This is a genomic window from Rhizobium sp. TH2 (genome assembly GCF_024707525.1).
Taxonomy (GTDB): domain Bacteria; phylum Pseudomonadota; class Alphaproteobacteria; order Rhizobiales; family Rhizobiaceae; genus Rhizobium_E.
Genome location: NZ_CP062231.1, coordinates 155,280 through 180,569, shown reverse-complemented (window position 1 = coordinate 180,569; position 25,290 = coordinate 155,280). Strand labels below are relative to the sequence as shown.

The window sequence follows — 25,290 nt, the reverse complement described above, 5'->3', positions numbered from 1 at the left end:
ATGCGCAACGCCATCACGTCCTCGCTGAGCTGGGTCTATCTGATCGCCATCTATGCCTTCATCTTTCTGCCGGTCGCAGTGCTGGTGCTGTTCTCCTTCCAGGATGGGCGGCTGCCGGTGCCGCCGTTCAACGGCTTTTCAACGCAATGGTATGAGGCAGTGTTCGCCGACCGCAAGCTGATGGCGGCGCTGACCAATTCGTTCCTCGTCGCATCGATCTCCTCTGCCGTCGCCTGCCTGCTCGGCTTCCTCGCCGCCTATGCCCTGGCGCGCTACAAGCTGCCGGGCTCGGCGCTGCAGCGCGGACTGCTGATTGCGCCGATGACTGTGAGCTACCTGATCATCGCGCTCGGGCTGCTGACCGTGCTCAATACGCTGAGGGTTCCGCTGTCGCTGTGGACGGTCGGCATCGGTCATGTGGTGATCAATCTGCCGCTCTGCTTCGCCATTATCTATGCCTCGATGGGCGACCATCACATCAATATCGAGCGGGCGGCGCGCGACCTTGGTGCCAATGATTTCAAGGTCATGGCGCTGGTGACCGCGCCGATGCTGATGCCTTCGATCCTTGCCGCCTTCTTCCTCTCGGTCACCTTCAGCTGGGACGAATTCATCATCGCCTTCCTGCTGTCGCGCTTCGACGTAACGCTGCCCGTCGAAATCTGGAGCATGTTGCGCTCCGGCCTCAACCCCAAGACAAACGCCATCGGCTCGCTGGTCTTCCTTGCATCCATAGCCTTGTTGCTGGTGCTGGAAATCGGCTTCTTTGGCAGGAGCCGCAAGACATGACCGCCTCCGTTTCCATCACCGACGCGCGCAAGACATTCGGCAATTTCACGGCACTCGACAATGTGTCGCTGGAGATCGCGGCCGGCGAGTTCATCGTGCTGCTCGGTCCCTCCGGCTGCGGCAAGACCACGCTCCTCTCCATCCTCGGCGGCTTCATGGAGCCGACCGGTGGAAAGGTTGCGATCGGCGGCAAGGACATGGCGGGCGTATCGCCCGCGCGCCGGCCGACGACCACGATGTTCCAGGATTATGCGCTGTTTCCGCATATGCGGCTGATCGACAATGTCGGCTTCGGCTTACGGATGCGAGGCATGGCCAAGGCCGAGCGCGATGAGAAAGCGCTGTCGTTTCTCGATCTCGTCGGCTTGAAAGCATCCGCCAGCAAGAAGCCGCATGAACTCTCCGGCGGCCAGCGGCAGCGCGTGGCGCTGGCCCGGGCGCTCGCCGTCGATCCCGACGTGCTACTGCTGGACGAGCCGCTCGGCGCGCTCGATCTCAAGCTGCGACGGCAGATGCAGGATGAGTTGAAGGCGATCCAGAAGCGGGTCGGCACGACCTTCATTCATGTAACCCACGATCAGGAAGAGGCGATGGCGATCGCCGACCGGATCGTGGTGATGAACCAAGGCCGGGTCGAGGATTTCGGGCCGCCGGCGGATATCTACATGCGGCCGAAGTCGCTGTTCTCGGCCGGGTTCATGGGTGAGGTCAACCTGATCGACGGCAAGGTGTTGTCGACGAATGACGATGCGGCGGAACTCACGACCCAGATCGGCCCCGTGACCTTGTCGGCGGCCAACTTCACTGGCGGCCAGCCGAAATCCGGTGACCGCGTCAAACTCTGCATCCGGCCCGAACATTTCCGGGCTGCCGCGGACGCCGCGACCACCCGGCTTGGCGAGGCCGACATTGCCGGTAGCGCCTTCTTCGGCACGCATTATCGCTGCCATCTCGCGCCGGTCTCGGCCACCGAACTATCGCTGGTCGCGCATATGCCGCAATCGGCGCGAGTCGAGACGGGAACCCGCATCGCGCTTGCGGTCGATCCGGCGGGCGTTATGGTGCTGCCGGCAGCGTAGGAGCAAAGCATGCAGCGGATCGCGCCTGAGAACTGGTACTCGGTCAAACGCCTCGACGACGACGTGACCTATATTTGCGAGCCCTGGATCCAGGAATTCTACCGCTGCAATATCTGGCATATCCGCGGGCGCGACCGCGACATGCTGGTCGATAGCGGCATGGGCGTGGTGTCACTGCGGGAGTGGGTGCCCGTCGTCACCGAGCGCGACCTGATCGCTGTGGCGAGCCACACGCATTTCGATCATATCGGCTGTCATCATGAATTCGAGTGCCGGGCGGTGCATTCCTCCGAGGCCGAGCTTCTGGCGCATCCGACGCGGGCCAATACGCTGGCTGACCCCTATGTCACCGACGAGATTTTCGACGCTCTGCCGCCCGAGCCCTATTGCTCGAAATGTTACGCCGTGAAGGCGGCGCCCGCCACGCGCATTCTGAACGATGGCGACGCCGTCGATCTCGGCGACCGGGTGTTCGAGGTGGTGCATACGCCGGGGCACTCACCGGGCGGTATCGCGCTCTGGGAAGCCAAGAGCGGCATCCTGTTTTCGGGCGACATTCTCTATGACGGGCCGCTGATCGAAGACACCTATCATTCCAATGCGGCGGATTATCTGGCTTCGATGAAGCGGCTGCTGGACTACCCCGTGCGGATCGTCCATGGCGGGCATTTCCCGAGTTTTTCGGGCGAGCGCTATCGCAAGCTGATCAGGGATTGGCTGGACGCCAAGGGCGTGTAGATCTCAGCGATGCGGATCATTCGCCAGTTCGATCGGCTTGCCGTGCGGCGTGGCCTCGGCGGCGCGTTGCCAGCTTTGCTGCAGGGACAGGATCGTTGCGACATCGGTCACGCCTTTGCGCTCGAGCAGGGTGGACAGCGCCTCGACCCAGCAATCGAAATAGTCACTGCCATCGGGCAAGCGGCCGGGCTGATGGAGTTTCGCCGACAGCATCTCGGCCCATTCCGGCCAGGTGAACAGGCCGCGCGCGTTGAGATGGACGGCGATGGCGAAGGCCTCGGCATGCCAGGGCTCGGCGAAAACGGGTGCGCCTTCGGGCGACAGCGGCAGTTCGGGTGAACTCGCCAGCGAGGCGCGGGCCTCAGGCAGCGACAAGGTAGTTCTCCCAGGCGTCGATCGAGACGGTGAGGCCCGGCGTCGCATCTTCGCCCCAGATCTCGGCGCCATCGAAGACGACGGTATAGACCCATTGTGGGTTCTCGCCCTTGCCATGGGCATTGTCATCTGGAAAGACGAACGAGCCCTGTACGGTCTCGATGACGCCGGCCTTGCCCTTGGCATAGGTCGGCAATCGCGTGTGGGTCGCCGGGCTGAAATTGCGGGTTCGGACGCGTTGGCCCTCGGTGAATTTCGGCGCCGCGTCAATCGGCCGGTCGCAGGGGCCGCCCTTGGCGAGTACGACAGGCACCATGTCGGCCTTCAAGACACGCTTGGGTGTCGTAGGGTCTTTGAGTTTGCGGCCCGCATCGATTTCCTCGGACGCGACGAAGCCGTGGCGGTCCAGCAGCACTTCCAGCGCGCGCATCCAGATCTCGTAATAGCTGGCGCCAAGATAGCTCGCCGGCGGAATGTTTTCGCGGGCGTGCCTGCTTTCGTCGATCGTCCAGAAACCGAAGGCACCGCAGGACAATGTGATCCCTAGCGCACGCTTTTCCCACTCGGCATGGAAATACGGTTCATTGCGTTCTGGCGCGACGGAGCCGAAGCCCATCTCGCCACCGAGATCATGCGGGCCGTTCATCGCGCGATCTCCGGGGTCTTCGCGATGGCCGTGCCGATCATTGCATCGCGGCCCACCAGGTCGGCCAGTGCGTCCTCATCCATGTCATCGCTGCCGGCAGGGCGTTCGGGGATGACGATATAGCGAAGTTCGGCCGTGGAATCCCAGACACGGATCTTCTTGTCCCCGGGCAGTTCCAGCCCGAATTCGGCCAGCACGCCGCGCGGATCGATCACCGCTCGCGAGCGATAGGCCGGCGCCTTGTACCAGACAGGTGGTAGACCAAGCACCGACCAGGGATAGCAGGAGCAGAGCGTGCAGACGACAAGGTTATGGGTTTCCGGCGTGTTGAACACGGCGCGCATATGCTCGCCCTGGCGGCCGGTATAGCCGAGACTGGCGATGGCTGCTGTCGCGTCGCGCTTGAGCCAATCGGCAAACTCGGGATCGGACCAAGCCTTAGCCACGACATAGGCCCCGTTGCGCGGGCCGATCTTGGTTTCATAGGTTTCCACGATGACGTCGATCGCGGCGGGATCGATCAGTCCCTTCTCGGTCAGCACTGTTTCCAGCGCCTTCACCCGCGCCTGCATGTCCGAATAGCGGTTATCGTGGTGATGATCGTGATCGTGGTCGTGATGGTCGCTCAAGGCAGAATCTCCCGATTGGGAGATTGTTTAAACCTTGAAAGCATGGCCGCCAAGGGGTTCGTCAGGCTGCCCGGGTGTATCCCTGGCCGGTGCCGACCGCGCGGAACTTGAACTTCATGAGAAGCGACGAGAGATGATCGCTTTCCTGGGCGAGTGTCTGGCTGGCGGCGGTGGTTTCCTCGACCATGGCGGCGTTTTTTTGCGTCATCTGATCCATCTGGTTGACCGAGACATTGATCTCGCCGAGCCCAGCGGCCTGTTCGCGCGCCGCCGTGGTGATCTGCGCCATCTGATCGTTGACCTTGTGCACGAGGTTCTCGATCTCGACCAGCGCATCGCCGGTGGAACGCACCAGCGCCACGCCGCCCTCGACCTCGCTGGCGGAATTCTGGATCAGGCTCTTGATTTCGCGCGCCGCGGTGGCCGAACGCTGTGCCAGTTCGCGCACTTCCTGCGCCACGACCGCGAAGCCTCGACCCGCCTCGCCGGCACGCGCCGCCTCGACGCCCGCATTGAGCGCCAGAAGATTGGTCTGGAAGGCGATCTCGTCGATGACGCTGATGATCTGGCCGATGCGGTTGGAGGAATCCTCGATCCGGCCCATGGCGGTGACGGCGTTGCGGACGATCTCGCCGGATTTGCCGGCGCTGGAGCGGGTCTCCTCGACCATGCGGCTGGCTTCCGTCGCGCGTTCCGCGGCAACCTGGACTGTCGAGGTGATCTGGCCCAGCGCGCCGGCTGCCTCTTCGAGCGCCGCCGCCTGTTGCTCCGTGCGCTTGGAGAGAAAGCCTGTCGCCTCGCTGATCGAGTCCGCACTGTCCTTGACGACATTGCTCGAGCCGGCAATCGCCTGGATCACATCATTGAGCGCGGCCGCGGCTGTGTTGAAGTCCTGGCGCAGCTTGGCATAATTGTCGCCGATATCACCGATGGAGACCGTGAGGTCGCCGGCTGCGAGTTTCTCGAGGCCGGCACCCAACGTCTGGATGGCGAAATGCTGCTGTTCGGCGGTGCTGCGGGCGCTGGATTCGCGCTGACGGCGTTCGTCCTCGGTTCTCTGGCGCTGCTCGACCTCTCGTTCGCGCATCGCACGGCGCTCGTTGACCGAATCGCGCAGGATGAGGAGCGCCTTTGCCATGTCGCCGACTTCGTCGGTGAAGGCCTGATCAGTGATCTCGACGGACGGGGCTTCCTCCGCGATGGATGCCATCTGCGCCTTGATCCGTCCGAGTGGTGCTACGACGCTGCGGACGATGGCGAAGGCAATCGCGATGATGACCATTGCCCCGATGCCGGTGGCCATCGCCGCCCACATCGCGTTCCGCCAGTAGAGTGCCGCGAGGTCGTCCGCGTAGACGCCGGTGCCGACGATCCAGCCCCAGGGCTGGAAACCGGCGACGTGGGAATATTTGAGGACCGGCTCTTCGGCACCCGGCTTCGGCCAGTAATAATCGACAAAGCCGTGGCCGCTTGCCTTCACGGTGTTGACGAATTCCACGAACAGGAACTTGCCGTTCGGGTCCTTGTTCTGGGAGAGATCCGTGCCATTCAATTTCGGCTTGACCGGATGCATGATCATTTTCGGATGCATGTCGTTGATCCAGAAATAGCCGCTGTCGCCGTAACGCATGGCCGAGATGGTCTCGCTCGCGGCGTTCTGGGCCTGTTCACGCGTCATAGAACCGGACTTTTCGAGCGCGTAGTATTTCTCGAAGATCGCAAGCGCCGTGGCATCCATCTGGGCAAGGCCGGCCTTACGCTCGGCCTCGAGTTCGGTGAACGAGTAATTGAGCGCAACCGTCATGCCACCGGCGAATATAACGATGGCAAGACCCACGAGCATATAGAGGCGGGTGGCGATGGAAAGACTGCGCATAGGGGTCTCTTCTCCTTCAAAGACCCGATGAATGTAGGTTTTCAGGGTTAACAATTGATGATTACTAATTTAATTGAATTCTAACGCGGCCAGGCATTCCGACTTCGGAAAGCTCAGCTACCGTTAACCAGGCGCAGGATGAGCTGATGGATATTGCCGCCTTCGCTCATCTCGGCCTTGTCGAAGTCACGGCTCTTCTGGCGCTGGCTCTGGGAGATTTCGGCGAGCCGGCGGGTAAGTTCCTGCCTTATGGCTTTGCAATCCGGATCGTTGGGCACCGAGAAGCCGACGCTGATGGTTTCGATCTCCTTGACCATGTCGACGATCATCCGGCCGTGGACTTTCTCGTGATCCCGAACGCCTGATATGAAGGTTTCCCATTCCTGGCGGACCGACTGCGGCGGCTTGCCGGTGAGCTTCGGCAGGACATAGGTGATGATGAGCTTCGGTCGGTTTACCGCGATCACGCAGCCGCCATCGCGCGGCTCGTATTTGCGGGTCCAGGTCAGCTTGAAGCTGGTATGGGCGATGGCGCCCAATGGCAATCCGCCGACCTTGGGGCCACGCTGGCCGATCGCGGCATAGAGTTCGGCACCGGAACTGCCTGAAACCGGATAGGTCCTCTCCTGCTCCACCGGCTTCCATTCGGCCAAAGCGATCCCCGGAAGCGCCGAGATGATGAAAGCCAGTATGGCTGATAATCTGGATGTCACACATGTCCTCCGGCCGGTTCGCGGGCAGATTACCCAAACCGCTTGCCGTCATCAATCACTCGTATCACGGCGTAGCGATTCCGCTTGACAGAAACGGCCGCGGGCCTTTAGCTCTGCACATCAAATTGAAGCCTCAAAATGCAATTCGCATCGCAAAGGCGCGCGCCTTCAACAGGCGCATGGTTTGATCCTGGTTCGGAGGGAGGAGTCTCGGAACTTGGGTGCGGGGCGCGGCAATGCTGGGTCCCATTCGAGGGTGAGAAGCCGGAGGTCCGGCGACAACGGAGGAGACTAGCATGCTTAGAAGGACGTTCCTTGGCTTGGCGGCAGCGGCGACAATGGTCGTTGCGAGCGGCTTTGCGCCGGCATTCGCGGCCGGCAAGACATTCTACTGGATCTCGCATGGTGCGCCGACCGATCCGGTCTGGACCTACTTCCTGGCTGGTGCCAAGCAGTGGGAGAGCGACACCGGCAACACCGTGAACACCTCGTTCCATTCGGGCGACGTGCCTTCGCATCAGGAAGCCGTGCGCGCGGCCATTGCCGCCAAGGCCGATGGCATCGTGACATCGAGCCCCGACCCCGGCAGCCTCGTCGCCGTGGTCAAGGAAGCGCGTGATGCCGGCATTCCGGTCATCAACATGAATACGCCGGACCCGACCGTCAACTTCAACGCCTATGTCGGCATGGACCTGCAGAAGGCCGGCGCGGCCTGGGCGCAGTATCTCGTCGACAAGAAGCTGGTGAAGGAAGGCGATTTCGTCTGGATGCCGGTCGAAGTGCCCGGCGCCACCTATGGCGTGCAGGAAGAAGAGGGCATTGCCAGCGTCTTCAAGCCGCTCAACATCACCTGGGAAGTGACCGACACGACGCTCGACCAGGCTGAGATCATTACCCGGATGAGCGACTACCTCACCGCCAACCGCGCCAAGATCAAGGCGATCATCGGACTCGGCGATCTGGTCACGGGTTCGGTCAAGCGTGCCTTCGATCAGGTCGGCATCAAGGCCGGCGAAATCCCGGCTGTCGGCTGGGGCAATTCACAGGACACGACACAGGAAGTCATGGATGGTTATGTGAACGCCGCCATGTGGCAGGATCCGCAGGCCACCAGCTATGTGAGCCTCTCCTTGGCCGCGATGGCTGCCGCCAAGGTACCGCCGGGCTTCAACGTCTATGTCGGCACGCTCTATGAGAAGGACAACGCCAAGATTTACCACGACATCATGGGCGCCAAGTAAATTCGAAACTGCCGCCCGGCCATCCCGTGGCCGGGCGGATTTTTCTGCGCGGACTGGCGGACACACATGCAAAATCGAACATTTCTGCAGCGCTTCATCAGCGCGCCCGAATTCGGACCGCTGGTCCTTCTCATCGCCGAATTGATCGTGTTCACGAGTATCAATCCGACGTTCCTTTCCGGATTGAATATCTCCAACACCCTTATGTTCACCGTCGAGCTCGGAATGATCGCGCTCGCCATGACGCTGCTGATGACCGCCGGTGAATTCGATCTCTCGGTCGGTTCGGTCTTCGGCTTTTCCGCCGTCATCATGTGGACCCTCTTCAATGTCGCACTATTGCCGATGTGGGCTGCGTTTCTCGTCGCCATGGTGATTGCGCTCTTCATCGGCTGGGTGAACGGCGTCTACGTCACCCGGTTGAAGGTGCCGTCGTTTCTCGTCACCCTCGGCATGCTGCTGGTCGTGCGTGGCACTGCGCTTTACATTACGTCCGGTTTCCCACAGCGACCGCAGAGCGTCGAAGGCTCAGCCTTTGCCTATGCCCTGGTCGGCGATTTCGAAATCGGCGGCTTTCGTATCTATATGTCGGTGCTCTGGTTCATTCTGTTCGCGGTCATAACGCATTACGTGCTGAACCAGACCAAGGCCGGCAACTGGATTCAGGCCTCGGGCGGCAATGCCGCCGCGGCACGGAACCGGGGCGTCCTGGTCGATCGCACCAAAGTGATGCTCTTCATGTTTTCGGCGGCCATGGCAGCTTTCGCGGGCATCATTTCGTCCATCCGGACCGCATCCGCCAATCCCAACAGCGGCACTGGCTACGAGCTCGAAGTCATCGCCATGGTCGTCATCGGCGGCACGGTGCTCACAGGTGGGCGCGGCACGATCCTCGGCACGGTGCTTGGCATCTTCATCCTGCGCACAATGCGCAACGGCATCGTGCTGATCGGCGTGCCCGGGCTGGCCTACAACATCTTTATCGGTGCGATCATCCTGGGCATGATGGCACTGCACTCCTGGCTCGAACGCCGCCACAATGCGGGGACCTGATGATGGCTGAAGAACTGATCCGCATGGACAACATCAGCAAGCATTACGGCAGCGTGCATGCGCTCCGCGATGTGAATTTGAAGGTCGCCAGAGGCGAAGTGGTCGGTCTGCTCGGCGACAATGGTGCGGGCAAATCGACCCTGATCAAGGTGCTCTCAGGCGCTGTTCCGGTGACCTCGGGTGATATCTACATCAAGGGCCGGAAGGTCGAGATGCACTCGACCACGGATTCGATCGCCAACGGCATCGAGACGATCTACCAGGACTCGGCGCTGGTGCCGCAGCTCTCGATCGCGCGCAACCTGTTCCTCGGTCGCGAGCCGATCAAGGGACCGGGCTTTCTCAACCGCATGGATCACGAGGCGATGAATTCAGTCGCACGCGACCTGCTCAAGAAGGTCGGCATCACCAAGGATATTCCGCCGAATACGCCGATCGGTTCGCTGTCAGGCGGTGAACGACAGGCGGTGGCGATCGCGCGCGCGATGCATTTCGACAGCGACCTGATCATCCTCGACGAGCCGACCAACAATCTCGGTGTTGCCGAGACCAAGGGTGTGCTGAATTTCGTGCGTGAGGCGCGCGATACCGGCCATTCCTGCATCTTCATCGCCCACAACATCCACCATGTATTCCAGGTCGTGAGCCGGATCATCGTCATGCGGCGCGGCAAGGTCGTGGCCGACGATATCGATCCCAAGCAGACGACGATCGAGGAGGTCGAGCGCATCATCACCGGCGAGGAGATGCTGGAGGCGGTCGAGTCCGTGACTGGGTAACGGTCACCCGCTCGCGACGCCGCGAGAGCAATCAGATCTCGCTCGGAATGTTTTCCGAAAACACTGACTGGATGCGGACGGTGGCGTGGGACAATTCTGCCTCGCCGCGGATGGCGCGTACCAGCCGGTCGATCGCGTCGCGCGCCTCGACGCGGGCATTCTGGTCGATCACTGCATCCATGACGCCATCGAGCAGGAAGCCGCGCGTGCTGTCGGTCAGGTCGTGGCCGATGAAGACCACGGAATGTTCCATGCCCTTCTCGGTCAAGGCGCGCGCCACGCCCTCGCCACCGGCGCCGATGCAGTAGATCGCCAGCAGATCGGGATATTGCTTCAGCAGGGCGCGGACCTCGGCATAGGCGCGGTCGGGATCTTCACGGATTTCGGGCGCGGCAACGATCTCCATATTGGGAAAGCGCTCGCGCAGGATATGGCGGAAGCCCATCTCGCGTTCCTCGTGACCGCGATAGGCGAGCGCGCCGGCAATCAGCGCGACCTTGCCGCGCGCGCCGGGAAGGAAACGCCCGATCAGATATCCGGCGAGCCGGCCGGCGGCGCGGTTGTCGATGCCGACATAGCTCACGCGACCGACATGGCTGATGTCGGAGACCAGCGTCAAAACCGTAATGCCGCCGGCGATGAGGCGGCGGACGGACTCGCGCACGACAGGACTGTCGAGGCCGATCAGCGCGACGCCACGGCTCGCATGCCTGAGGCTGTCGAGCTTGGCGGCGATCGCCTCCGGCTCGATATTGCCGAAGCGGTGGATATACACATCGACATCGCCCCGCTGGATGGCCTGCTTTTCGATGTGATGCGCCAGATCGGCGATGAAGGCGTTGTGTCCGCCGGGCAGGACGAAATCGAGACGCAGCCGTAGCGGATTGCCGTCCGCGTCCTCGCCGGATAGCGTTTCTATCGCCTTCAGCACATGCAGTTTCGTATGCTGCTGCACGCCCGCGCGATTGTTGAGGACACGATCGACGGTGGCCTTCGATACGCCGGCGATGCGGGCGATCTCTTCCAGTTTCGGGCGGCTGTTCTTCACCTCAAGCCTCATATGGTGCGGCGCCAAGGCCGCAGAAACATCAAAATGAGGTGTATCTGGAGAAATGGAAAAATTCCAGTGGCTTGCGACTGGAGAACAGTAAAACTGAAGGAAATGTCAAATGCTGCTTACACAGCACGAAAAACCTGGGGCCCGGACCTCAATCCGGGCCTTCGAGTAGGCATCAGGCCCTGCCCTTGCGCTTCTGGCGATAGACGTCGATGGCGACCGCCGTGACGATGATCAGGCCCTTGACGATCTCCTGATAGTAGGCGCCGACCTTGAGAAAGGTGAAACCGGAAGTCACCACGCCAAGGATGATCGTGCCGATCACAGTGCCGGTGATCCGGCCGACGCCACCGGCGAGCGAGGTGCCGCCGATGACCGTTGCCGCGATCGCATCGAGCTCGAACGCGACGCCCATGTTCGGCTGGCCGGACTGGGCGCGGGCAGCCAGCATGACACCTGCCAGGCCGGAGAGCAGGCCGGCGACCGCATAGACCTTGATCAAGTGCTTGCCGATATCGATGCCGGACACGCGGGCGGCCAGCGGATTGGCGCCGATCGCATAGGTGAATTTGCCGTAGCGCGTATAAGACAGCGCGACATGGCAGATGATCGCGACAATGAAGAAGATGATCACCGTTCGCGGCACCGGGAAACCCCAGAGATCAAAACTCTGACCGAGCCAGGTGAAGTCGGCGTTGAGCAGGGCGACCGGCTGGCCCTCCGTGTACCATTTGGCGAGACCCCGTACCGAGACCATCATACCCAGTGTCGCGATGAAAGGCGGAATGCCTGTTCTGGCGATGATGAAGCCGTTGACGAAGCCCAATAGCAATCCGAGCAGCAAACCGGCCCCGATCGCCCAGAGCGGACTTGAATCGATGAACCAGGAAAGCCCGAACTGCGACCATTCCGGCTGCAGGAAAACGGCGCGCGAATTGATCGCGGTCTGGGCGAAACTCGCTGCCACCATGGCAATGAAGCCGACCATGGAGCCCGAGGAGAGATCGACGCCGCCTGTTATTATGACCTGCGTCACACCCACCGCGATGATGCCGATGACCGCCACCTGAAGCACGATGATCGAGAGCCGCTGCTTGTTGGCGAGGAAGCTCTCGCCAACCACATACCAACCGAGAATCTCGAAGACGATCGCGATGCCGAAGAGCACGCCGAGGATGGACACCTCCGCCGGCAGCCTGCGGACCTTCTTCAGGCCGGTCATGGATGTGCTGCCGAGTTCATTGGTCGACATTTCGTTATTCTCCCCGCTGTCCCAAATTCAATGTGACGCCAGTTCCATGATCTTGACCTGGTCCGCATCCTTGCGATCCAGGATGCCGGTCATGCGGCCCTCGTGCAGCACCATGATGCGGTCACTCATGCCAAGTACTTCAGGCATCTCGGACGAGATCATGATCACCGCGACACCCTGCCCCGCCAGTTGCGAGATCAGCCGGTGGATCTCGGCCTTGGCGCCGACATCGATGCCGCGCGTCGGCTCGTCGAGGATCAGGATCTTCGGGTTGGTGAGCAGCCAGCGGGCGATCAACACCTTCTGCTGGTTGCCGCCCGAGAGATTGACGATCGGCTCATGCATATCCGGCGTGCGCACGCGCAGGCGATTGGACATATCAGTGGCATCCTTCGAAAGCTTGCTTTGCTGGACGAAGCCGAATTTGGTGTAGCGGTTCTGCAGCACCGCCATCTGGGCATTGTCCTGGATGTCGAGCAGCAGGAAGCAGCCCGTATCCTTGCGGTCCTCGGTGAGGAAGGCCATGCCGTGGCGCATGGCGACCGCAGGCGAGGAGATATTGACCTCCTTGCCGTTGATATGGATGGTACCCGCGTTCGCCGGCGTGACACCGAAGATCGTCTCGGCGACATTCGACCGGCCCGACCCGACAAGACCGGCAAGGCCGAGAATCTCGCCCGCGCGGACATCGAAGGACACGTCGCGGAAAACCTTGTTGAGCGTGAGCCCCCTGACCGACAGCACGACATCGCCAATCGGCACGGTTTCCTTGGGAAACATCTGGGTAATCTCGCGGCCGACCATCATGCGGATGATCTCGTCGCGGGTGACCTCGGTGGCGGCCTTGGTGGCGATATAGTGGCCGTCGCGGAAGACCGACACTTCATCGGCGATCTCGAAGAGTTCGTTCATCTTGTGCGTGATGTAGATGATGCCTTTGCCCTCCGCCTTCAGCGAGCGGATGATCCTGAAGAGGTGCGTGACCTCCTTCTCCGTCAGCGCGGAGGTGGGCTCGTCCATGATCAGGACGTCGGAATTGAACGACACCGCCTTGGCGATCTCGACCATCTGACGGTTGGCGACGCTTAGCTTACCGATCTTGATCTCGGGATCGATATCGATGTCGAGCCGGCGGAACAGGTCTTCGGTCATGCGGCGCATCTTGCCGTGGTCGATGAGGCCAAAACGGTTCTTGGGCTCGCGGCGGATCCAGATGTTTTCGGCAACCGTCATCGGCCCCATCAGGTTGAGTTCCTGATGGATCATCGCGATGCCGTTTTCGAGCGCATCGAGCGGGCTCTTCAGGCGGATGTTCTGGCCGCGCAATTTGAATGTGCCGGTATCGGGCGTGTAGATGCCGGCGAGGATTTTCATCAGCGTCGACTTGCCGGCGCCGTTCTCGCCCATCAGTGCGTGAACGGAGCCGCGCTTCAGTGTCAGCCGGACATTGTCCAGCGCCACGACGCCCGGAAATTCCTTGCGGACATCCTCGACATCGAGAAGAAATTCGGAGCCCGGCACGGCGCCGCTCTCGCGCACGGCCTGCATGGTGGTGGGGCTGACGGTATTGGGCATGGATGCAGGCTCCTGACGCTCAGGCGAGCGCCGCCACTCCCTGACGGGAGCGGCGAACGCTTCATTCGCAATACGGATCAGTTCTTGTCGACGTATTTGTCCATGTTTTCAGGCGTGACGAGCTGGAACGGGATCCAGACCTTGGACTCGACCTTTTCGCCCTTGGCAAGCTTGATCGCCGCATCGACAGCGCCGGAGCCCTGACCGAACGCATCCTGGAAGACGGTGACATCAAGATCGCCGGCCTTCATGTAGGCGAGCGCTTCCTGGGTGGCGTCAACGCCGCCGACGACAACGTCCTTCATGTCCCAACCGGCTGATTTCATGGCGTTGATGGCGCCGATCGCCATGTTGTCATTGTTGGCGATGACGGCTGCGGGCTTGTGGCCGGCGGCGATCCAGTTGGTCATCAGGTCCTGTGCCTTGACCGGATCCCAGACGGCGGTCTGCTCGTCGAGCACCTTGAGGCCCGAGCATTCCGGCGTGGCGATTACGTCATGGATATCCTTGGTGCGCTGCACCGCGGCCTGGTTGGCAAGATCGCCGACCATGATCAGAATGTCGCCCTTGCCACCGAGCAGGCGGCAGACTTCCTTGGTTTCCAGCGTGCCGGAATCGACTTCGTTGGACGCGACGAAGGCGCCCTTGTCACCGAGCGCATCGACATCGATCGGCTGGCGATTGACGTAGACGATCGGGATGCCGGCATCGTTGGCGAGCTTGGTCATCGGCGCGGTGGCGGATGTATCGACCGCATTGACGATGATCGCATCGGCCTTCGCCGCGATGAAATTCTGAATCTGCGACAGCTGCTTCTGCACATCGTCATCGGCGATTTCGATCTGGACGGGCTGGTTGGCGTCGGCGGCCGCCTTCTCGATGCCCTTGCGAAGCACGGTGAGGAAGGTATCCGAATTGGCCATGGATACGCCGATGTCGCCGGCATGGGCCGAGGTGGACATCAGCGCGGCGAATGCCGCGGCTGCGAGCAATTTCTTCATAGGTTTCTCCTCCACAATGGGTGTCCGGTGGCACCCTGATAACCGGAGCCCGTGATTACGGGGCATGCGCTCCAGACGCATTCGCTCTCCCAAGCGATGCGTTATATAAACGGAATAAAAAATATTATGCAAGTTACTTTTGAAACGTTTGTTCTATTATCTATGGAATTCTATCGCTTTCATCGTCAGCGAGCCTCCAGCTCGATACGCATATTCCTCTCATTCGAGGTCGCGCACAATATATTCCGCGTGCCCGGCGATGTGAATTCAACATCGGGTTATCGTGGGAAAGGATCTGGTCGGAAGCCGCGTCAGTTCGCGACGATCACGCGCCTAGTTCGCAAGGTGTACCGTTAGTTTGACACGCCCCTGATGAGGTCGGCTGCCTTCTCCGCGATCATCACCGTGGCGGCATTGGTGTTGGATGAGATCAGCGACGGCATGATTGAACTGTCGCAGATCCTGAGATGGTCGATGCCGCGTACCTTCAGGTCCGGATCGACGACCGATTGAGCGTCCAACCCCATCCGGCAGGTGCCGACGGGGTGATAGGCCGAGCGGCCATATTCGCGCGCGAACTGCTCGTAGTCGCTCTTGGTGCGCACATTGCCATCAGGAAGATATAGGCGCTTGATGTAGGGCCGGAAGGCCGCCTGCGAGAGGATTTCCTGGCTGATCTTGATGCCATCAACGGCGCGGTCGAGATCGTAAGGCTCCGCGAACGGATTGGGGTCGATCACCGGGGCATCGCGCAGGTCGGCGGATTTCAGCGTCACGCTGCCGCGCGAGCGTGGGCGGAGATGATAGGAGTTCAGCGTGCAGCCATCACCACCCGGTACGGTGCCGATGCCCTCCTCAACGCCGGCACCGGGCAGGAAGTGGAACTGGAGATCGGGCGTCTTCTCTGATTTGTCGCCCCACCAGAACGCGCCGCCTTCGACGATATTCGACGCGACCGGTCCCTTGCCGAACAGCATGTATTCCAAGCCCGCCATAGCCTGCCAGCGCTTCTTCTTGTAGCGATCGATGCCGTGAGGGCCGGAGAGTTCGGCCAGCACATCGACATCCATGTGGTCCTGCAGGTTGCGGCCCACCTCGGGCAGATCGCGCACGACATCGACTTCGGTATCGCGCAGATGATCGGCGGGCCCGAGGCCCGAGAGCATGAGAAGCTTCGGCGAGCCGATCGCCCCGGAGGTGACGATCACCTCCCTTTCCGCGCGAAGTACGACGGGCCGGCCGTTCTCGATGACTTCAACGCCGACTGCGACGCCGTTCTCGATTGAGATCCGGCCGACGGTGACATCGGTGCGGACAGTGAGATTGGCGCGGCTGAGCGCCGGACGGAGATAGCCGACAGCGGTGCTGGAGCGTTTTCCTCCCTTGGTCGTCGTCTGGTAGAATCCGGTGCCTGCCTGCGAGCCACCATTGAAATCGGCATTGAAGGGCAGGCCTGCCTCCTGCGCGGCCCGCACGAAGACCCGTGTCAGCGCGTGCGGCGCCTGCGAGCTGACACCGAGCGGACCTTCGGTGCCATGATGCTCACCTCCAAATGTGTCGTTGCCTTCCGACTTGCGGAAATATTGCACGATATCCTTGTAGGCCCAGCCGGCACAGCCATGCTCGCTGGCCCAGCCGTCGTAATCTTCCGGACAGCCGCGGGTGAAGACCTGGGCGTTGATGGAACTGCCGCCGCCGAGAACACGGGCCTGCGGGTAGATCATCTTGCGCCCGGCGATTTCCTTGCCCGGTGCGGTCTCGTAGCCCCAGATCAACGGTCCCGCCGTCATCTTGAAGAAGCCCACGGGCAGATGGATATACATATTGGTGTCGCGCGGGCCGGCCTCAAGCAGCGTGACCTTGACTGACGGATCCTCGCTCAGCCGGGTGGCGAGAACGCAGCCGGCAGAGCCGCCGCCAACGATGATGTAATCGACCATATTTCCTCCCACGACCGGCTCAAAGCCAGCCGGATATCAACACCATTCCGCACAGATTCGCACACACAATCTCAACTCTATGGAGGGCCGTCAAGGGAAAGGGTACGGTTATCGTCTTGAAGGGTTGTCGTACAAATATTCCTGTGCTACATCATCGAGCAGGGTTCGGCATCGGTCTGGAGGAGGCCTGAACCTGACAAGTTTCAACGGGAGGAATCGTGATGAAGGACAGACAGGATTTTCTGCATTCTGGCGAAATCAATCGCCGCACCCTGATGCTGGGCACGGCCGCGGGTCTCGCCGTCGCGGCCATGCCGAAGGGTCTTCTCGCCGCCGACAAGCCGACACTGGTGACCTCGATCCGCTCGCTCTCCAACCCCTATCATGCGGTGTGGAAGCAGGGCGCCGAAGCTTTTGCTGCCGCGGCCGGGCTTGAGCATGTGACGCTGGTTTCCGAAGGCAATAGCGAAAAGGGTATCGCCGACATCAAGGCAATGCTTGCGAAAACCGGCGGCAACATGGTGCTGAATTCCGACCCTAACGATACGCCGGACGCAAGGCCGATCGTCGAGGCCTGCGCCAAGGCCGGCGCCTATGTCGTCACCCAGTGGAACAAGCCAGCGGACCTGCATCCCAAGGATTTCAATCCCAATTACATCTCGCATATCGAATTCGACGGTATTGCGAGCGGCAAGCAGATCGCCGAAATCCTCTTCAAGTCGATCGGCGGATCGGGCGGCATCATCGCGCTCGGCGGCATGATCTCCACCACGGCGGCGATCGAACGCAAGAAGGGCCTCGACGAGGCGCTCGCGGCCAATCCCAATATCAAGCTCCTGGACTTCCAGGTCGCCAACTGGAAATCGACCGAAGCCTTCGACCTGACCTCCAACCTGCTCACCCGCTTCGGCGACGAGATCAAGGGCATCTGGGCCGCCAATGACGACATGGGCACCGGTGCATTGGAAGCCCTGCGCGCGGAGGATCTCGCGGGCAAGGTGCCGGTCGTCGGCATCGACGGCATCAAGACGGCGGTGGATGCGGTGCGCTCGGGCGAGTTTGCCTGCACCATCACCTCCGATCCCTTCTGGCAGGGTGGCATGGGGCTCTCAATCGGCCTCAACGCGCTGATGAAGAAGTTCGACCCCGCCACCGAGCCGCCGGAACATCGCGAGTTCTACGGCAAGGTCGTGCTGATCGAAAAGGCCAATGTGGAGGAGTATTACAAGACCAATATCGACTCCAAGCCGACCATGGACTGGAACGATATCTGGGGCCGCGTGGTCGGTCCGATCCGCGTCTGACACTTTCTCCCGCAGCGCGCGTCCGAATCGCGCCTGTATCGCCGGCGGCATCTCCCTGCCGCCGGCTACCCAAATCCGGATCCTTGAATGCTGATATGCCGGGGTAAAATGCCTTGACCATCAATACCGATCAGATGAATGCTGTCTCCGATCCGGAGCCGAACACCATGGACACGCTTCTCGGCCGTCTTGTGCGCGGAAACGGTGCACGCCACTGGCGGTCCTATGCGCCGCTCGCCGTGCTGATCGGCCTCTGCTTGCTGATTGCCATCGCCAATCCGAATTTCATCGAACTTCGCAATCTCGTGCGCGTCGCCAATTCCGCCGCCGTGCCGCTGACGCTCGCCATGGGCATGACCTTCATCATCCTGCTCGGCAGCATCGATCTCTCGGTCGAGGGGGCGCTGTCGGTTGCCGCCATGGTGCTGGTTCTGCTCGCCACCAATGACGCCAATGCCAATCAATATGGCTGGCTGGCCGTGCTCGGCGCCATTGCCGCCGCGACCTGCATGGGCCTGATCAACGGCGTGGTGCAGACGTTTCTCCGCATTCCGTCCTTCATGGCGACGCTGGGCATGTGGTTCATCGGGCTGGGCTTTTCCGTCTATATGCTCGGCGGCTCGGCGATCCGGTTGATGGACCCGTCGATCCGGTCGCTGGCGCTCAGCCGGTTTCTCGGCCTGCCGCTGGCGGTCTGGGTGGCGCTGGGTGCCTTCCTGCTGGCCGCCGTGATCCAGTATCACACGCGGTTCGGCCGCCACATCATGGCTATCGGCGGTGGTGAGGACGTCGCCGAACTCTCGGGCATCAATCTGCGCCGGGTGCGCATCCTTGCCTTCGGACTGGCCGGCTTCTTCTTCGGCATCGCGGGCGTGCTTGCCGCCGCCCAACTCGGCCAATCCAATGCGGTGATCGCCGATGGCCGGCTGTTTGCGGCGGTGACGGCAGTGGTCGTGGGCGGCACCGCGCTGACCGGCGGCGAAGGTGGCGTGTTCAACACGCTGGTTGGCGTGCTGATCGTCACGGTTCTCGCCAATGGCATGATTCTGCTCGGCATCTCGCCCTATATCCAGCAAACCGTCCAGGGCCTGATGATCATCGCCGCCGTGGCGCTGTCGCTCGATCGCCTCCGCCTCAAAATCGTGAAGTGACCTCCATGCTCGCAGCAAATGGCATCAGCAAATCCTTCACCGGCGTCCAGGCTCTCAAGGACGTCAGCATCGAAGTGCGCCCGAACGAAGTGGTCGGCCTGATCGGCGAGAACGGCGCCGGCAAATCCACGCTCATGCGCGTGCTGGCCGGCACGCATAGGCCGGATTCCGGCACGCTGGTGCTTGATGGTCAGCCACTGAAGCTGAAGGGCGCGCGCGATGCCGGACTTCACGGCATCGGCATGGTGTTCCAGGAACAGTCGCTGCTGCTCAATATGTCCGTCGCGGAGAACATCTATATCGGCCAGGAAGGCCAGTTCATCCGCATGGGGCTGGTCAATTGGAAGGCGATGCACGAGGCGGCACGTCGGCAATTGTCGAAGATCGGCGTCGAGATCGATGTGACGGCACGAACCTCCGAACTCACCTTCGCCGCCCGCCAGATGGTGGAACTCGCCAAGGCCCTGACGCTCGAGGAAACCGTCGACAGGCCGCTGGTGATCCTGCTCGACGAGCCGACCTCCGTACTATCAGGCGCCGATATCGATATCCTGTTCAACCGTGTCCGCTCGCTCAAGAAGCGGGCGAGCTTCGTGTTTGTCTCGCACCGGCTCGATGAGGTTCTGAGGATCTCCGACCGCGTCTATACGATGAAGGACGGCGAGGTGGTGGCCGAGCACAAGACCGGCGAGGTCACCGCGCCGCAACTGCATGAGATCATGGTCGGCCGCGGACTGCAGACCGAATATTACAGGGAGGGCCGCCAGCGCGCGCCGCAGAGCGAGATCGTTCTCGATGCCGCGCGTCTTGGCGCAAGCGGCGCTTTCTCCGATGTCGACTTGACGATCCGCGCCGGTGAGATCGTCGGGATTGCCGGTGTTGTCGGCTCCGGCCGCGAGGAGGTGACACGCGCGATCGGCGGCTTCCTGCCGCATACGTCGGGCACATTGAAGGTCAAGGGCGAGGCGGTGAATTTCACCTCGCCCGAACAGGCCGTGAAGAAGAGCATTGGCTATATCCCGCGCGAGCGGCGGGTCGAGGGGCTGGTGATGTTCCTCTCCGTCGCGGAGAATATATCGCTCGCCGACCTTTCAGCCGTGATGAAGAACGGCCGCATCGATTATCGGCTTGAACGGAGGCTGGCGAGCGACTGGATCAAGCGGCTCAGGATCAAGGCGCCCGGACCGGATGCGGCCTGCCGCAACCTCTCGGGCGGAAACCAGCAGAAGGTCGTGCTGGCGCGGTGGATGACGGCCGGCTCACGCATATTGATCCTCGATCATCCGACACGCGGGCTCGATGTCGGCGCCAAGGAGGAGGTCTACGATCTCGTGCGCGATCTCTCCGAGCAGGGCGTCGCGATCCTGCTGATCTCGGACACGCTGGAAGAGACGATCGGACTTTCGCATCAGGTGCTGGTCATGCGCGACGGCGAGGTGACCGCGCGCTTCGATGCGAGCCCCGGCAAGAAGCCTGATCAGGTCGATCTCCTGAAGGCAATGGTGTGAGGAGCGGAATATGAAGAACCTCGCGGACCTCAAATCCCTGCTCGCCACTGGCTGGGCGCAGGGCGCCATCCCTCCGGCGCTGCTGGTGGTATTGGTGCTGATCGTCGAGATCGGCTCGCCGGGCTTCCTCACCGGAGAGACGCTGACACTGTTGCTCGCCAATACTGCCGTGCTGTTCATCCTCGCGACCGGCGTCACCTTCGTGATCCTGATCGGCGGCATCGACCTGTCAATTCAAGCCGTCGCATCGCTCGCGAGCGTCATCCTTGCACAGTTGCTGCCATCGCTCGGCCTGCTGGCCTTTCCGGTGGCGATACTAGCGGGGCTCGCTTTCGGCATATTGAGCGGCATCGTGCATGTGAGGCTGCGCGTGCCGTCCTTCGTCGCGACGCTCGCCACGGGTGGCGTGGTGGCCGGCATCGCACTCTGGAGCGCCAATGGGCGGGCGATCACCATCGAGGAAGCGGGCCGCGCGAATACGTCCTGGATCAATGCCGATATCGCGGGCATGCCTGTCGTGGTGATCATCGCCGCGATCGTGGGGGTGATCGCGTTCCTTGCACTGCGCTATACACGGTTTGGCCGCCACAGCATCGCTGTCGGCGCCGGTGAGCCTGCCGCAATTGCCGCTGGCATCAATGTCAATCGCACCAAGATCATCGCTTTTGCCGTGTCGGGCATGCTGGCGGCGATTGCCGGCGTCATCTTGGCCGCGCGCCTGTCATCGGGTTCGCCGAGCCTTGCCAATCAGTTGCTTCTGCCGGCCATTGCCGCCGTCATCGTCGGTGGCACGGCAATCACTGGGGGGCTTGGTGGCGTGGCGCGGACGGCGGTCGGCGCGCTGATCATCTCGATCGTGCGCATCGGCATGACCTTCGTCGGCGTCAACATTTTCTTCGAGAACGTGGTGTTCGGCGCGGTGCTGATCCTCGCCGTGGCGATCACGATCGACCGCAGCAAGATTGCGATCATCAAATGAGGCGGCGGTCGCCCACTGAGGTGGAGAAAGTGGGGAACCGCACCCGGAGGCGCGATTCCCTTGAAGCTTCAGCCCATCGTGTTGAGGTCGATCAGTTCGATCTTGTAGCCGTCGGGATCCTCGATGAAGGCGATGTGGGTCGTGCCGTGCAGCATCGGACCCGGCGGACGCGGGATCTTGGCGCCCTGCTTTTCGAGTGCCGAGCAGACCGCATAAATATCCCTGACGCCGAGCGCGAGATGGCCGAAGCCGGTGCCGAGGTCATAGGGTTCTTCCCTGCCCCAGTTCAGCGTCAGCTCGACGACACATTCGGTGTCCTCGGGACCGTAACCGACGAAGGCATTGGTGAATTTGCCGCCGGGATAATCGTCCCTGCGCAGCAGCGTCATGCCGAGCAGTTCGGTATAGAACTTGATCGACTTGTCGAGATCCATCACCCGGATCATCGTGTGCATCATACGGAAATTGCCGGACGCAGCGCCCATTGTAACCTTCCTCCTGCAAGTGTTCGTTTTTACACTGATTTTTGTGAACGAAGCGACCTGGAAACGGCGCGCGCACTTGATGTTCGAAACCAGTGTTGTATGATAACCATGCAACTAGGCCAATTGTCCAGCCCTCTTTCGGCGTGAAATGGAGCAGAAGCGATGAATGCCCCGCCAGACCCCCAGGCCAAAGCGCTTGCCGCCCTGGCCTCAGCCATGCCGGAAGGCATGTTGCTGACGGCGGACGACGATCTTCTACGCTTCAGCCGCGACTGGTCGGGCGATCATTATGCACGACCGCTGGCGGTTGCGCGACCGCGTTCCGTCGAAGAAGTGAGCGCACTGCTCCGCCATTGCAATGCAGAAGGCATCCATGTCGTGCCGCAGGGCGGGCTGACCGGCCTTGTCGGCGCCGCCGTCGCAAGCTTTCCCTCGGGCGAGGTGGTGATTTCACTGGAGCGCCTGAACAAGGTGCGCTCGGTGAGCGCGATCGATTTCGCCATGGTGGTAGAGGCCGGCTGCATCCTCGAAGAGGCGAAGACGCGCGCGGAGGCGGCTGATTGCATCCTGCCGATCACTTTCGGGGCACAGGGAAGCTGTCAGATCGGCGGCAATGTCGCCACCAATGCCGGCGGCTTCAATGTGCTGCGCTACGGCATGACCCGCGATCTGGTGCTCGGGCTGGAAGTCGTGCTGCCGGATGGACGCGTGTGGAACGGGCTGAAGACGCTGCGCAAGGACAATAGAGGCTATGATCTCAAGCAGCTCTTTATCGGCAGCGAAGGGACGCTCGGCGTCATCACCGCCGCGGCGCTGAAGATCTTTCCGCGGCCGACGCAGATCGAGACTGCTCTGGTGGGCGTCGAATCCGTCGAGAAGGCAATGGAACTCTATGCCCGCGCACGGCGCGAATGCAGCGACCTGCTGACCGCTTTCGAGCTGATCCTGCGTGGTGGCATCGAGATCGCCATGCGCTCGCCCGCCGCGATGGGCGATCCGCTTTCCAGCCCCTACCCCGTTTATGTGCTGATCGAGGTTTCCGCCGGCGGCCGGGTCGATCTGCGCGCGCTGCTCGAAGGCTTCCTCGGCGATGCTGGGGATATTGTGCTCGATGGTGTTGTCGCCTCGAACCGTGCCCAGGCCGCGCGGCTCTGGATGCTGCGCGAGATGATGGTGGAGTGGCAGGGCCGTGGCGGGCGCTATCTGCGCACCGATGTCTCGGTGCCGATTTCGAGCCTGGCGGCTTTCGTTTCCGATGCGCTCGCGGCGCTCAAGGCAAGCCATCCCGATGCGTTGCCGGTGACCTATGGCCATGTCGGCGACGGCAATATCCATCTCAACATCGTGCCGCCGGAACATATGGGTCCGGAGGAAATGGAAGCACTATTCCATGCCACCGAAGAGGTGATCTTCGACGTCATCGACAATCACGGCGGCTCGATCAGCGCCGAGCATGGCGTCGGCAAGGTCAAGCAGCAGGCTTTTCTCGATCGCGCCGATCCGGTGGCGCTTGAGCTTGCCGGCCGGATAAAGGATGCGCTTGATCCGAAGCACATCATGAGCGAAGGCCGCATTCTGGCGGCGCGCAACGCTAGGGGGCATGATTAGCCGATGGTGCTCAAACTGGACAAGGTCAATCGCGGGCCACATCTTTCCACGCTGGTGGCGAGTTCGATCTCGCGCGAAATCGCCGAGGGCAGGCTGAAGCCAGGCGACCAGTTGCCGACCGAACAGGCCTTGGCGCAGACGTTCGGGGTGAGCCGCAACGTGGTGCGCGAGGCGATCGCCCGACTGCGTTCGGAGGGTCGGATCTGGTCGCAGCAGGGTCGCGGCGCCTTCGTGACGGACGCGGCCAACACGACCGTGCTGACGATCGACTACGATGCGCTCCAGCAAGCCAACGCTTATCTCAGCCTGTTCGAACTGCGCGGCATTCTCGAAGTCGAGGCGGCGGCACTCGCCGCCAAGCGCCGCACCGACGAGGACCTCGCCAGGATGCATCAGGCGCTCGATACGATGACCGCCGCACCTTATGGCAGCGTCATGTGGCTGAAGACCGATCTCGAATTCCACCGCACCGTCGCAGCCGCCACCGGCAACCCGTACATGGTGCAGTTCCTGACATTCGTGTCGGAACGCGTGCGCGACAGTATTCTCGCGGCCGGCAACCAGCAGCGCTCCGACGACATGGCCAGCATCACGCTCGGCGAACATCGCCGCATCCTCGATGCGATCGAGGCCGGTAACCCGGCGGAAGCGCAGGCCGCCATGCAGCACCATCTCGCCGGGGCCGCGCAGCGCGTCGGCCTGCCGGATTTCAAGACGGATTGAACCACAGGAAAATCAGGAATGACAGGTAGATTGGAAGGCAAGACGGCGGTCGTGACAGCGGCCGGCCAGGGGATGGGCCATGCCTCGGTGCTGGCCTTCGCGCGTGAAGGCGCAAAGGTCATCGCGACCGATATCGACGAGGGCAAGCTCGCCTCGCTCAAAGAGGTCGAGGGTGTCGTGACGCGCAGGCTCGATGTGCTGAATCCTGACGCGATCAAGCAATTCGCAGCCGGCATCGAAGCACCTGATATCCTCTTCAACTGTGCGGGTTTCGTGCATAATGGCACGATCCTCGACTGCGACGAGGATGCGTTCGACTTCTCTGTCGCCCTCAACGTCCGCGCTATGTACCGGATGATCCGTGCCCTGCTGCCGGGCATGATCGAGCGTGGCAGCGGTACGATCGTCAACATGGCCTCGGTCGCCTCGACCGTCATCGCCGCACCCAACCGCTTCATCTACGGCACGACCAAGGCTGCGGTGATCGGGCTGACCAAGTCGGTGGCGCTGGACTATGTAACCAAAGGCATCCGTGCCAATTGCATCTGCCCCGGCACCATCGAAAGCCCGTCACTGCAGGACCGCATGCGGGCGCTCGGCGACTATGACCAGGCGCGGGCGTCCTTCATTTCTCGCCAGCCGATGGGTCGCCTCGGCACGGCCGAGGAGGTCGCCAATCTGGTGGTGTACCTCGCAAGCGACGAATCCGCCTTCATGACCGGCAATGCCGTGGTCATCGATGGCGGCTGGGCCAATGCCTGATCTCAATCTCACCAACGGAAACCACAG

General features: G+C 61.8%; 24 protein-coding genes. 13 read left to right on the top strand and 11 right to left on the bottom strand.

Features of this window, described 5'->3' with window-relative positions; genetic code table 11:
* The 3 genes from IHQ71_RS00995 to IHQ71_RS00980 are packed head-to-tail and all read left to right on the top strand — an operon-like array spanning position 1 to position 2,606.
* Positions 1-789, top strand: a complete 789-nt coding sequence (locus tag IHQ71_RS00995) for an ABC transporter permease (RefSeq protein WP_258160023.1) — start codon at positions 1-3, stop codon at positions 787-789.
* Positions 786-1,868, top strand: coding sequence for an ABC transporter ATP-binding protein (locus IHQ71_RS31990; protein ID WP_374989938.1), 1,083 nt, complete (start codon positions 786-788; stop codon positions 1,866-1,868). The genes IHQ71_RS00995 and IHQ71_RS31990 overlap by 4 nt, the downstream gene beginning before the upstream one ends.
* Before the next feature lie 9 nt (positions 1,869-1,877).
* Positions 1,878-2,606, top strand: a complete 729-nt coding sequence (locus IHQ71_RS00980) for an MBL fold metallo-hydrolase (RefSeq protein WP_258160022.1) — start codon at positions 1,878-1,880, stop codon at positions 2,604-2,606.
* A 3-nt stretch (positions 2,607-2,609) separates the two neighbouring features.
* Here the strand turns inward: IHQ71_RS00980 and IHQ71_RS00975 are convergent, their stop codons facing one another.
* From IHQ71_RS00975 to IHQ71_RS00955, 5 genes are all read right to left on the bottom strand, one after another.
* Positions 2,610-2,981, bottom strand: a complete 372-nt coding sequence (locus IHQ71_RS00975; protein ID WP_258160021.1) for a nitrile hydratase accessory protein — start codon at positions 2,979-2,981, stop codon at positions 2,610-2,612.
* Positions 2,968-3,627, bottom strand: a complete 660-nt coding sequence (gene nthB / locus IHQ71_RS00970) for a nitrile hydratase subunit beta (RefSeq protein ID WP_258160020.1) — start codon at positions 3,625-3,627, stop codon at positions 2,968-2,970. The genes IHQ71_RS00975 and nthB overlap by 14 nt, the downstream gene beginning before the upstream one ends.
* Positions 3,624-4,199, bottom strand: a complete 576-nt coding sequence (gene nthA / locus IHQ71_RS00965; protein WP_374990070.1) for a nitrile hydratase subunit alpha — start codon at positions 4,197-4,199, stop codon at positions 3,624-3,626. Before nthA ends, nthB begins: the two co-directional genes overlap by 4 nt.
* A 118-nt stretch (positions 4,200-4,317) precedes the next feature.
* Complete coding sequence (locus IHQ71_RS00960; RefSeq protein ID WP_258160018.1) at positions 4,318-6,132, bottom strand: methyl-accepting chemotaxis protein; 1,815 nt, start codon at positions 6,130-6,132, stop codon at positions 4,318-4,320.
* Between the two features lie 113 nt (positions 6,133-6,245).
* Entirely contained in the window at positions 6,246-6,845 is a 600-nt protein-coding gene (locus IHQ71_RS00955; protein ID WP_258160017.1) for a DUF922 domain-containing Zn-dependent protease, read from the bottom strand.
* A gap of 338 nt (positions 6,846-7,183) precedes the next feature.
* On the opposite strand from IHQ71_RS00955, the gene IHQ71_RS00950 reads away from it, so the two are divergent.
* From IHQ71_RS00950 to IHQ71_RS00940, 3 genes are all read left to right on the top strand, one after another.
* The gene (locus tag IHQ71_RS00950) at positions 7,184-8,086 is read left to right on the top strand and encodes a substrate-binding domain-containing protein (RefSeq protein ID WP_258162994.1); all 903 of its coding nucleotides are present in this window, start codon (positions 7,184-7,186) and stop codon (positions 8,084-8,086) included.
* A gap of 66 nt (positions 8,087-8,152) precedes the next feature.
* Positions 8,153-9,139, top strand: coding sequence for an ABC transporter permease (locus IHQ71_RS00945; RefSeq protein ID WP_258160016.1), 987 nt, complete (start codon positions 8,153-8,155; stop codon positions 9,137-9,139).
* Between the two features lie 2 nt (positions 9,140-9,141).
* Positions 9,142-9,918: an ATP-binding cassette domain-containing protein gene (locus IHQ71_RS00940; RefSeq protein ID WP_258162993.1), complete on the top strand. Its 777-nt coding sequence runs from the start codon at positions 9,142-9,144 to the stop codon at positions 9,916-9,918.
* 31 nt (positions 9,919-9,949) lie between these two features.
* Here IHQ71_RS00940 and IHQ71_RS00935 read toward each other — a convergent pair whose 3' ends face one another.
* From IHQ71_RS00935 to IHQ71_RS00915, 5 genes are all read right to left on the bottom strand, one after another.
* Positions 9,950-10,978 (bottom strand): LacI family DNA-binding transcriptional regulator, encoded by a 1,029-nt coding sequence (locus IHQ71_RS00935; RefSeq protein WP_374989937.1) that lies wholly within the window; start codon positions 10,976-10,978, stop codon positions 9,950-9,952.
* A 172-nt stretch (positions 10,979-11,150) separates the two neighbouring features.
* Positions 11,151-12,227: an ABC transporter permease gene (locus IHQ71_RS00930; protein ID WP_258160014.1), complete on the bottom strand. Its 1,077-nt coding sequence runs from the start codon at positions 12,225-12,227 to the stop codon at positions 11,151-11,153.
* A 27-nt stretch (positions 12,228-12,254) separates the two neighbouring features.
* Positions 12,255-13,802, bottom strand: coding sequence for a sugar ABC transporter ATP-binding protein (locus IHQ71_RS00925; protein ID WP_258160012.1), 1,548 nt, complete (start codon positions 13,800-13,802; stop codon positions 12,255-12,257).
* A gap of 77 nt (positions 13,803-13,879) precedes the next feature.
* Positions 13,880-14,803 carry a sugar ABC transporter substrate-binding protein gene (locus tag IHQ71_RS00920; protein ID WP_258160011.1) on the bottom strand — a complete coding sequence of 308 codons (924 nt, stop codon included), beginning with the start codon at positions 14,801-14,803 and terminating at the stop codon, positions 13,880-13,882.
* Between the two features lie 353 nt (positions 14,804-15,156).
* Positions 15,157-16,743, bottom strand: coding sequence for a GMC family oxidoreductase (locus IHQ71_RS00915; RefSeq protein WP_258160010.1), 1,587 nt, complete (start codon positions 16,741-16,743; stop codon positions 15,157-15,159).
* 221 nt (positions 16,744-16,964) lie between these two features.
* Here IHQ71_RS00915 and IHQ71_RS00910 point away from each other — a divergent pair, with 221 nt between their 5' ends.
* The 4 genes from IHQ71_RS00910 (at position 16,965) to IHQ71_RS00895 (ending at position 21,685) form a co-directional block, all read left to right on the top strand.
* Positions 16,965-18,047 (top strand): sugar ABC transporter substrate-binding protein, encoded by a 1,083-nt coding sequence (locus tag IHQ71_RS00910; RefSeq protein WP_258160009.1) that lies wholly within the window; start codon positions 16,965-16,967, stop codon positions 18,045-18,047.
* A gap of 113 nt (positions 18,048-18,160) precedes the next feature.
* Positions 18,161-19,198, top strand: coding sequence for an ABC transporter permease (locus IHQ71_RS00905; protein ID WP_258160008.1), 1,038 nt, complete (start codon positions 18,161-18,163; stop codon positions 19,196-19,198).
* Positions 19,199-19,203: 5 nt separating this feature from the next.
* Complete coding sequence (locus tag IHQ71_RS00900) at positions 19,204-20,706, top strand: sugar ABC transporter ATP-binding protein (RefSeq protein WP_258160007.1); 1,503 nt, start codon at positions 19,204-19,206, stop codon at positions 20,704-20,706.
* Positions 20,707-20,716: 10 nt separating this feature from the next.
* Positions 20,717-21,685: an ABC transporter permease gene (locus IHQ71_RS00895; RefSeq protein ID WP_258160006.1), complete on the top strand. Its 969-nt coding sequence runs from the start codon at positions 20,717-20,719 to the stop codon at positions 21,683-21,685.
* Positions 21,686-21,753: 68 nt separating this feature from the next.
* Here IHQ71_RS00895 and gloA read toward each other — a convergent pair whose 3' ends face one another.
* Positions 21,754-22,170 carry a lactoylglutathione lyase gene (gene gloA, locus IHQ71_RS00890; RefSeq protein WP_258160005.1) on the bottom strand — a complete coding sequence of 139 codons (417 nt, stop codon included), beginning with the start codon at positions 22,168-22,170 and terminating at the stop codon, positions 21,754-21,756.
* Between the two features lie 162 nt (positions 22,171-22,332).
* Here gloA and IHQ71_RS00885 point away from each other — a divergent pair, with 162 nt between their 5' ends.
* From IHQ71_RS00885 to IHQ71_RS00875, 3 genes are read left to right on the top strand one after another with little or no spacing between them, the layout of a single operon-like run.
* Complete coding sequence (locus tag IHQ71_RS00885) at positions 22,333-23,778, top strand: FAD-binding oxidoreductase (RefSeq protein ID WP_258160004.1); 1,446 nt, start codon at positions 22,333-22,335, stop codon at positions 23,776-23,778.
* 3 nt (positions 23,779-23,781) lie between these two features.
* A complete protein-coding gene (locus IHQ71_RS00880) occupies positions 23,782-24,501 on the top strand; it encodes a FadR/GntR family transcriptional regulator (protein ID WP_258160003.1) in 720 nt (239 codons plus the stop codon).
* Between the two features lie 18 nt (positions 24,502-24,519).
* Complete coding sequence (locus IHQ71_RS00875) at positions 24,520-25,263, top strand: SDR family oxidoreductase (RefSeq protein WP_258160002.1); 744 nt, start codon at positions 24,520-24,522, stop codon at positions 25,261-25,263.
* Positions 25,264-25,290: the final 27 nt, after the last annotated feature.

Coding starts and splice junctions, on each gene's coding strand:
- IHQ71_RS00885 (WP_258160004.1), top strand. CDS start 22,333: ATGAATGCCCCGCCAGACCCCCAGGCCAAAGCGCTTGCCGCCCTGGCC.
- IHQ71_RS00930 (WP_258160014.1), bottom strand. CDS start 12,227: ATGTCGACCAATGAACTCGGCAGCACATCCATGACCGGCCTGAAGAAG.
- IHQ71_RS00995 (WP_258160023.1), top strand. CDS start 1: ATGCGCAACGCCATCACGTCCTCGCTGAGCTGGGTCTATCTGATCGCC.
- IHQ71_RS00960 (WP_258160018.1), bottom strand. CDS start 6,132: ATGCGCAGTCTTTCCATCGCCACCCGCCTCTATATGCTCGTGGGTCTT.
- IHQ71_RS00940 (WP_258162993.1), top strand. CDS start 9,142: ATGGCTGAAGAACTGATCCGCATGGACAACATCAGCAAGCATTACGGC.
- IHQ71_RS00900 (WP_258160007.1), top strand. CDS start 19,204: ATGCTCGCAGCAAATGGCATCAGCAAATCCTTCACCGGCGTCCAGGCT.
- IHQ71_RS00910 (WP_258160009.1), top strand. CDS start 16,965: ATGAAGGACAGACAGGATTTTCTGCATTCTGGCGAAATCAATCGCCGC.
- nthA (WP_374990070.1), bottom strand. CDS start 4,199: ATGCAGGCGCGGGTGAAGGCGCTGGAAACAGTGCTGACCGAGAAGGGA.
- IHQ71_RS00980 (WP_258160022.1), top strand. CDS start 1,878: ATGCAGCGGATCGCGCCTGAGAACTGGTACTCGGTCAAACGCCTCGAC.
- IHQ71_RS00875 (WP_258160002.1), top strand. CDS start 24,520: ATGACAGGTAGATTGGAAGGCAAGACGGCGGTCGTGACAGCGGCCGGC.
- nthB (WP_258160020.1), bottom strand. CDS start 3,627: ATGAACGGCCCGCATGATCTCGGTGGCGAGATGGGCTTCGGCTCCGTC.
- IHQ71_RS00945 (WP_258160016.1), top strand. CDS start 8,153: ATGCAAAATCGAACATTTCTGCAGCGCTTCATCAGCGCGCCCGAATTC.
- IHQ71_RS00925 (WP_258160012.1), bottom strand. CDS start 13,802: ATGCCCAATACCGTCAGCCCCACCACCATGCAGGCCGTGCGCGAGAGC.
- gloA (WP_258160005.1), bottom strand. CDS start 22,170: ATGGGCGCTGCGTCCGGCAATTTCCGTATGATGCACACGATGATCCGG.
- IHQ71_RS00935 (WP_374989937.1), bottom strand. CDS start 10,978: ATGAGGCTTGAGGTGAAGAACAGCCGCCCGAAACTGGAAGAGATCGCC.
- IHQ71_RS31990 (WP_374989938.1), top strand. CDS start 786: ATGACCGCCTCCGTTTCCATCACCGACGCGCGCAAGACATTCGGCAAT.
- IHQ71_RS00880 (WP_258160003.1), top strand. CDS start 23,782: ATGGTGCTCAAACTGGACAAGGTCAATCGCGGGCCACATCTTTCCACG.
- IHQ71_RS00920 (WP_258160011.1), bottom strand. CDS start 14,803: ATGAAGAAATTGCTCGCAGCCGCGGCATTCGCCGCGCTGATGTCCACC.
- IHQ71_RS00915 (WP_258160010.1), bottom strand. CDS start 16,743: ATGGTCGATTACATCATCGTTGGCGGCGGCTCTGCCGGCTGCGTTCTC.
- IHQ71_RS00950 (WP_258162994.1), top strand. CDS start 7,184: ATGGTCGTTGCGAGCGGCTTTGCGCCGGCATTCGCGGCCGGCAAGACA.
- IHQ71_RS00895 (WP_258160006.1), top strand. CDS start 20,717: ATGAAGAACCTCGCGGACCTCAAATCCCTGCTCGCCACTGGCTGGGCG.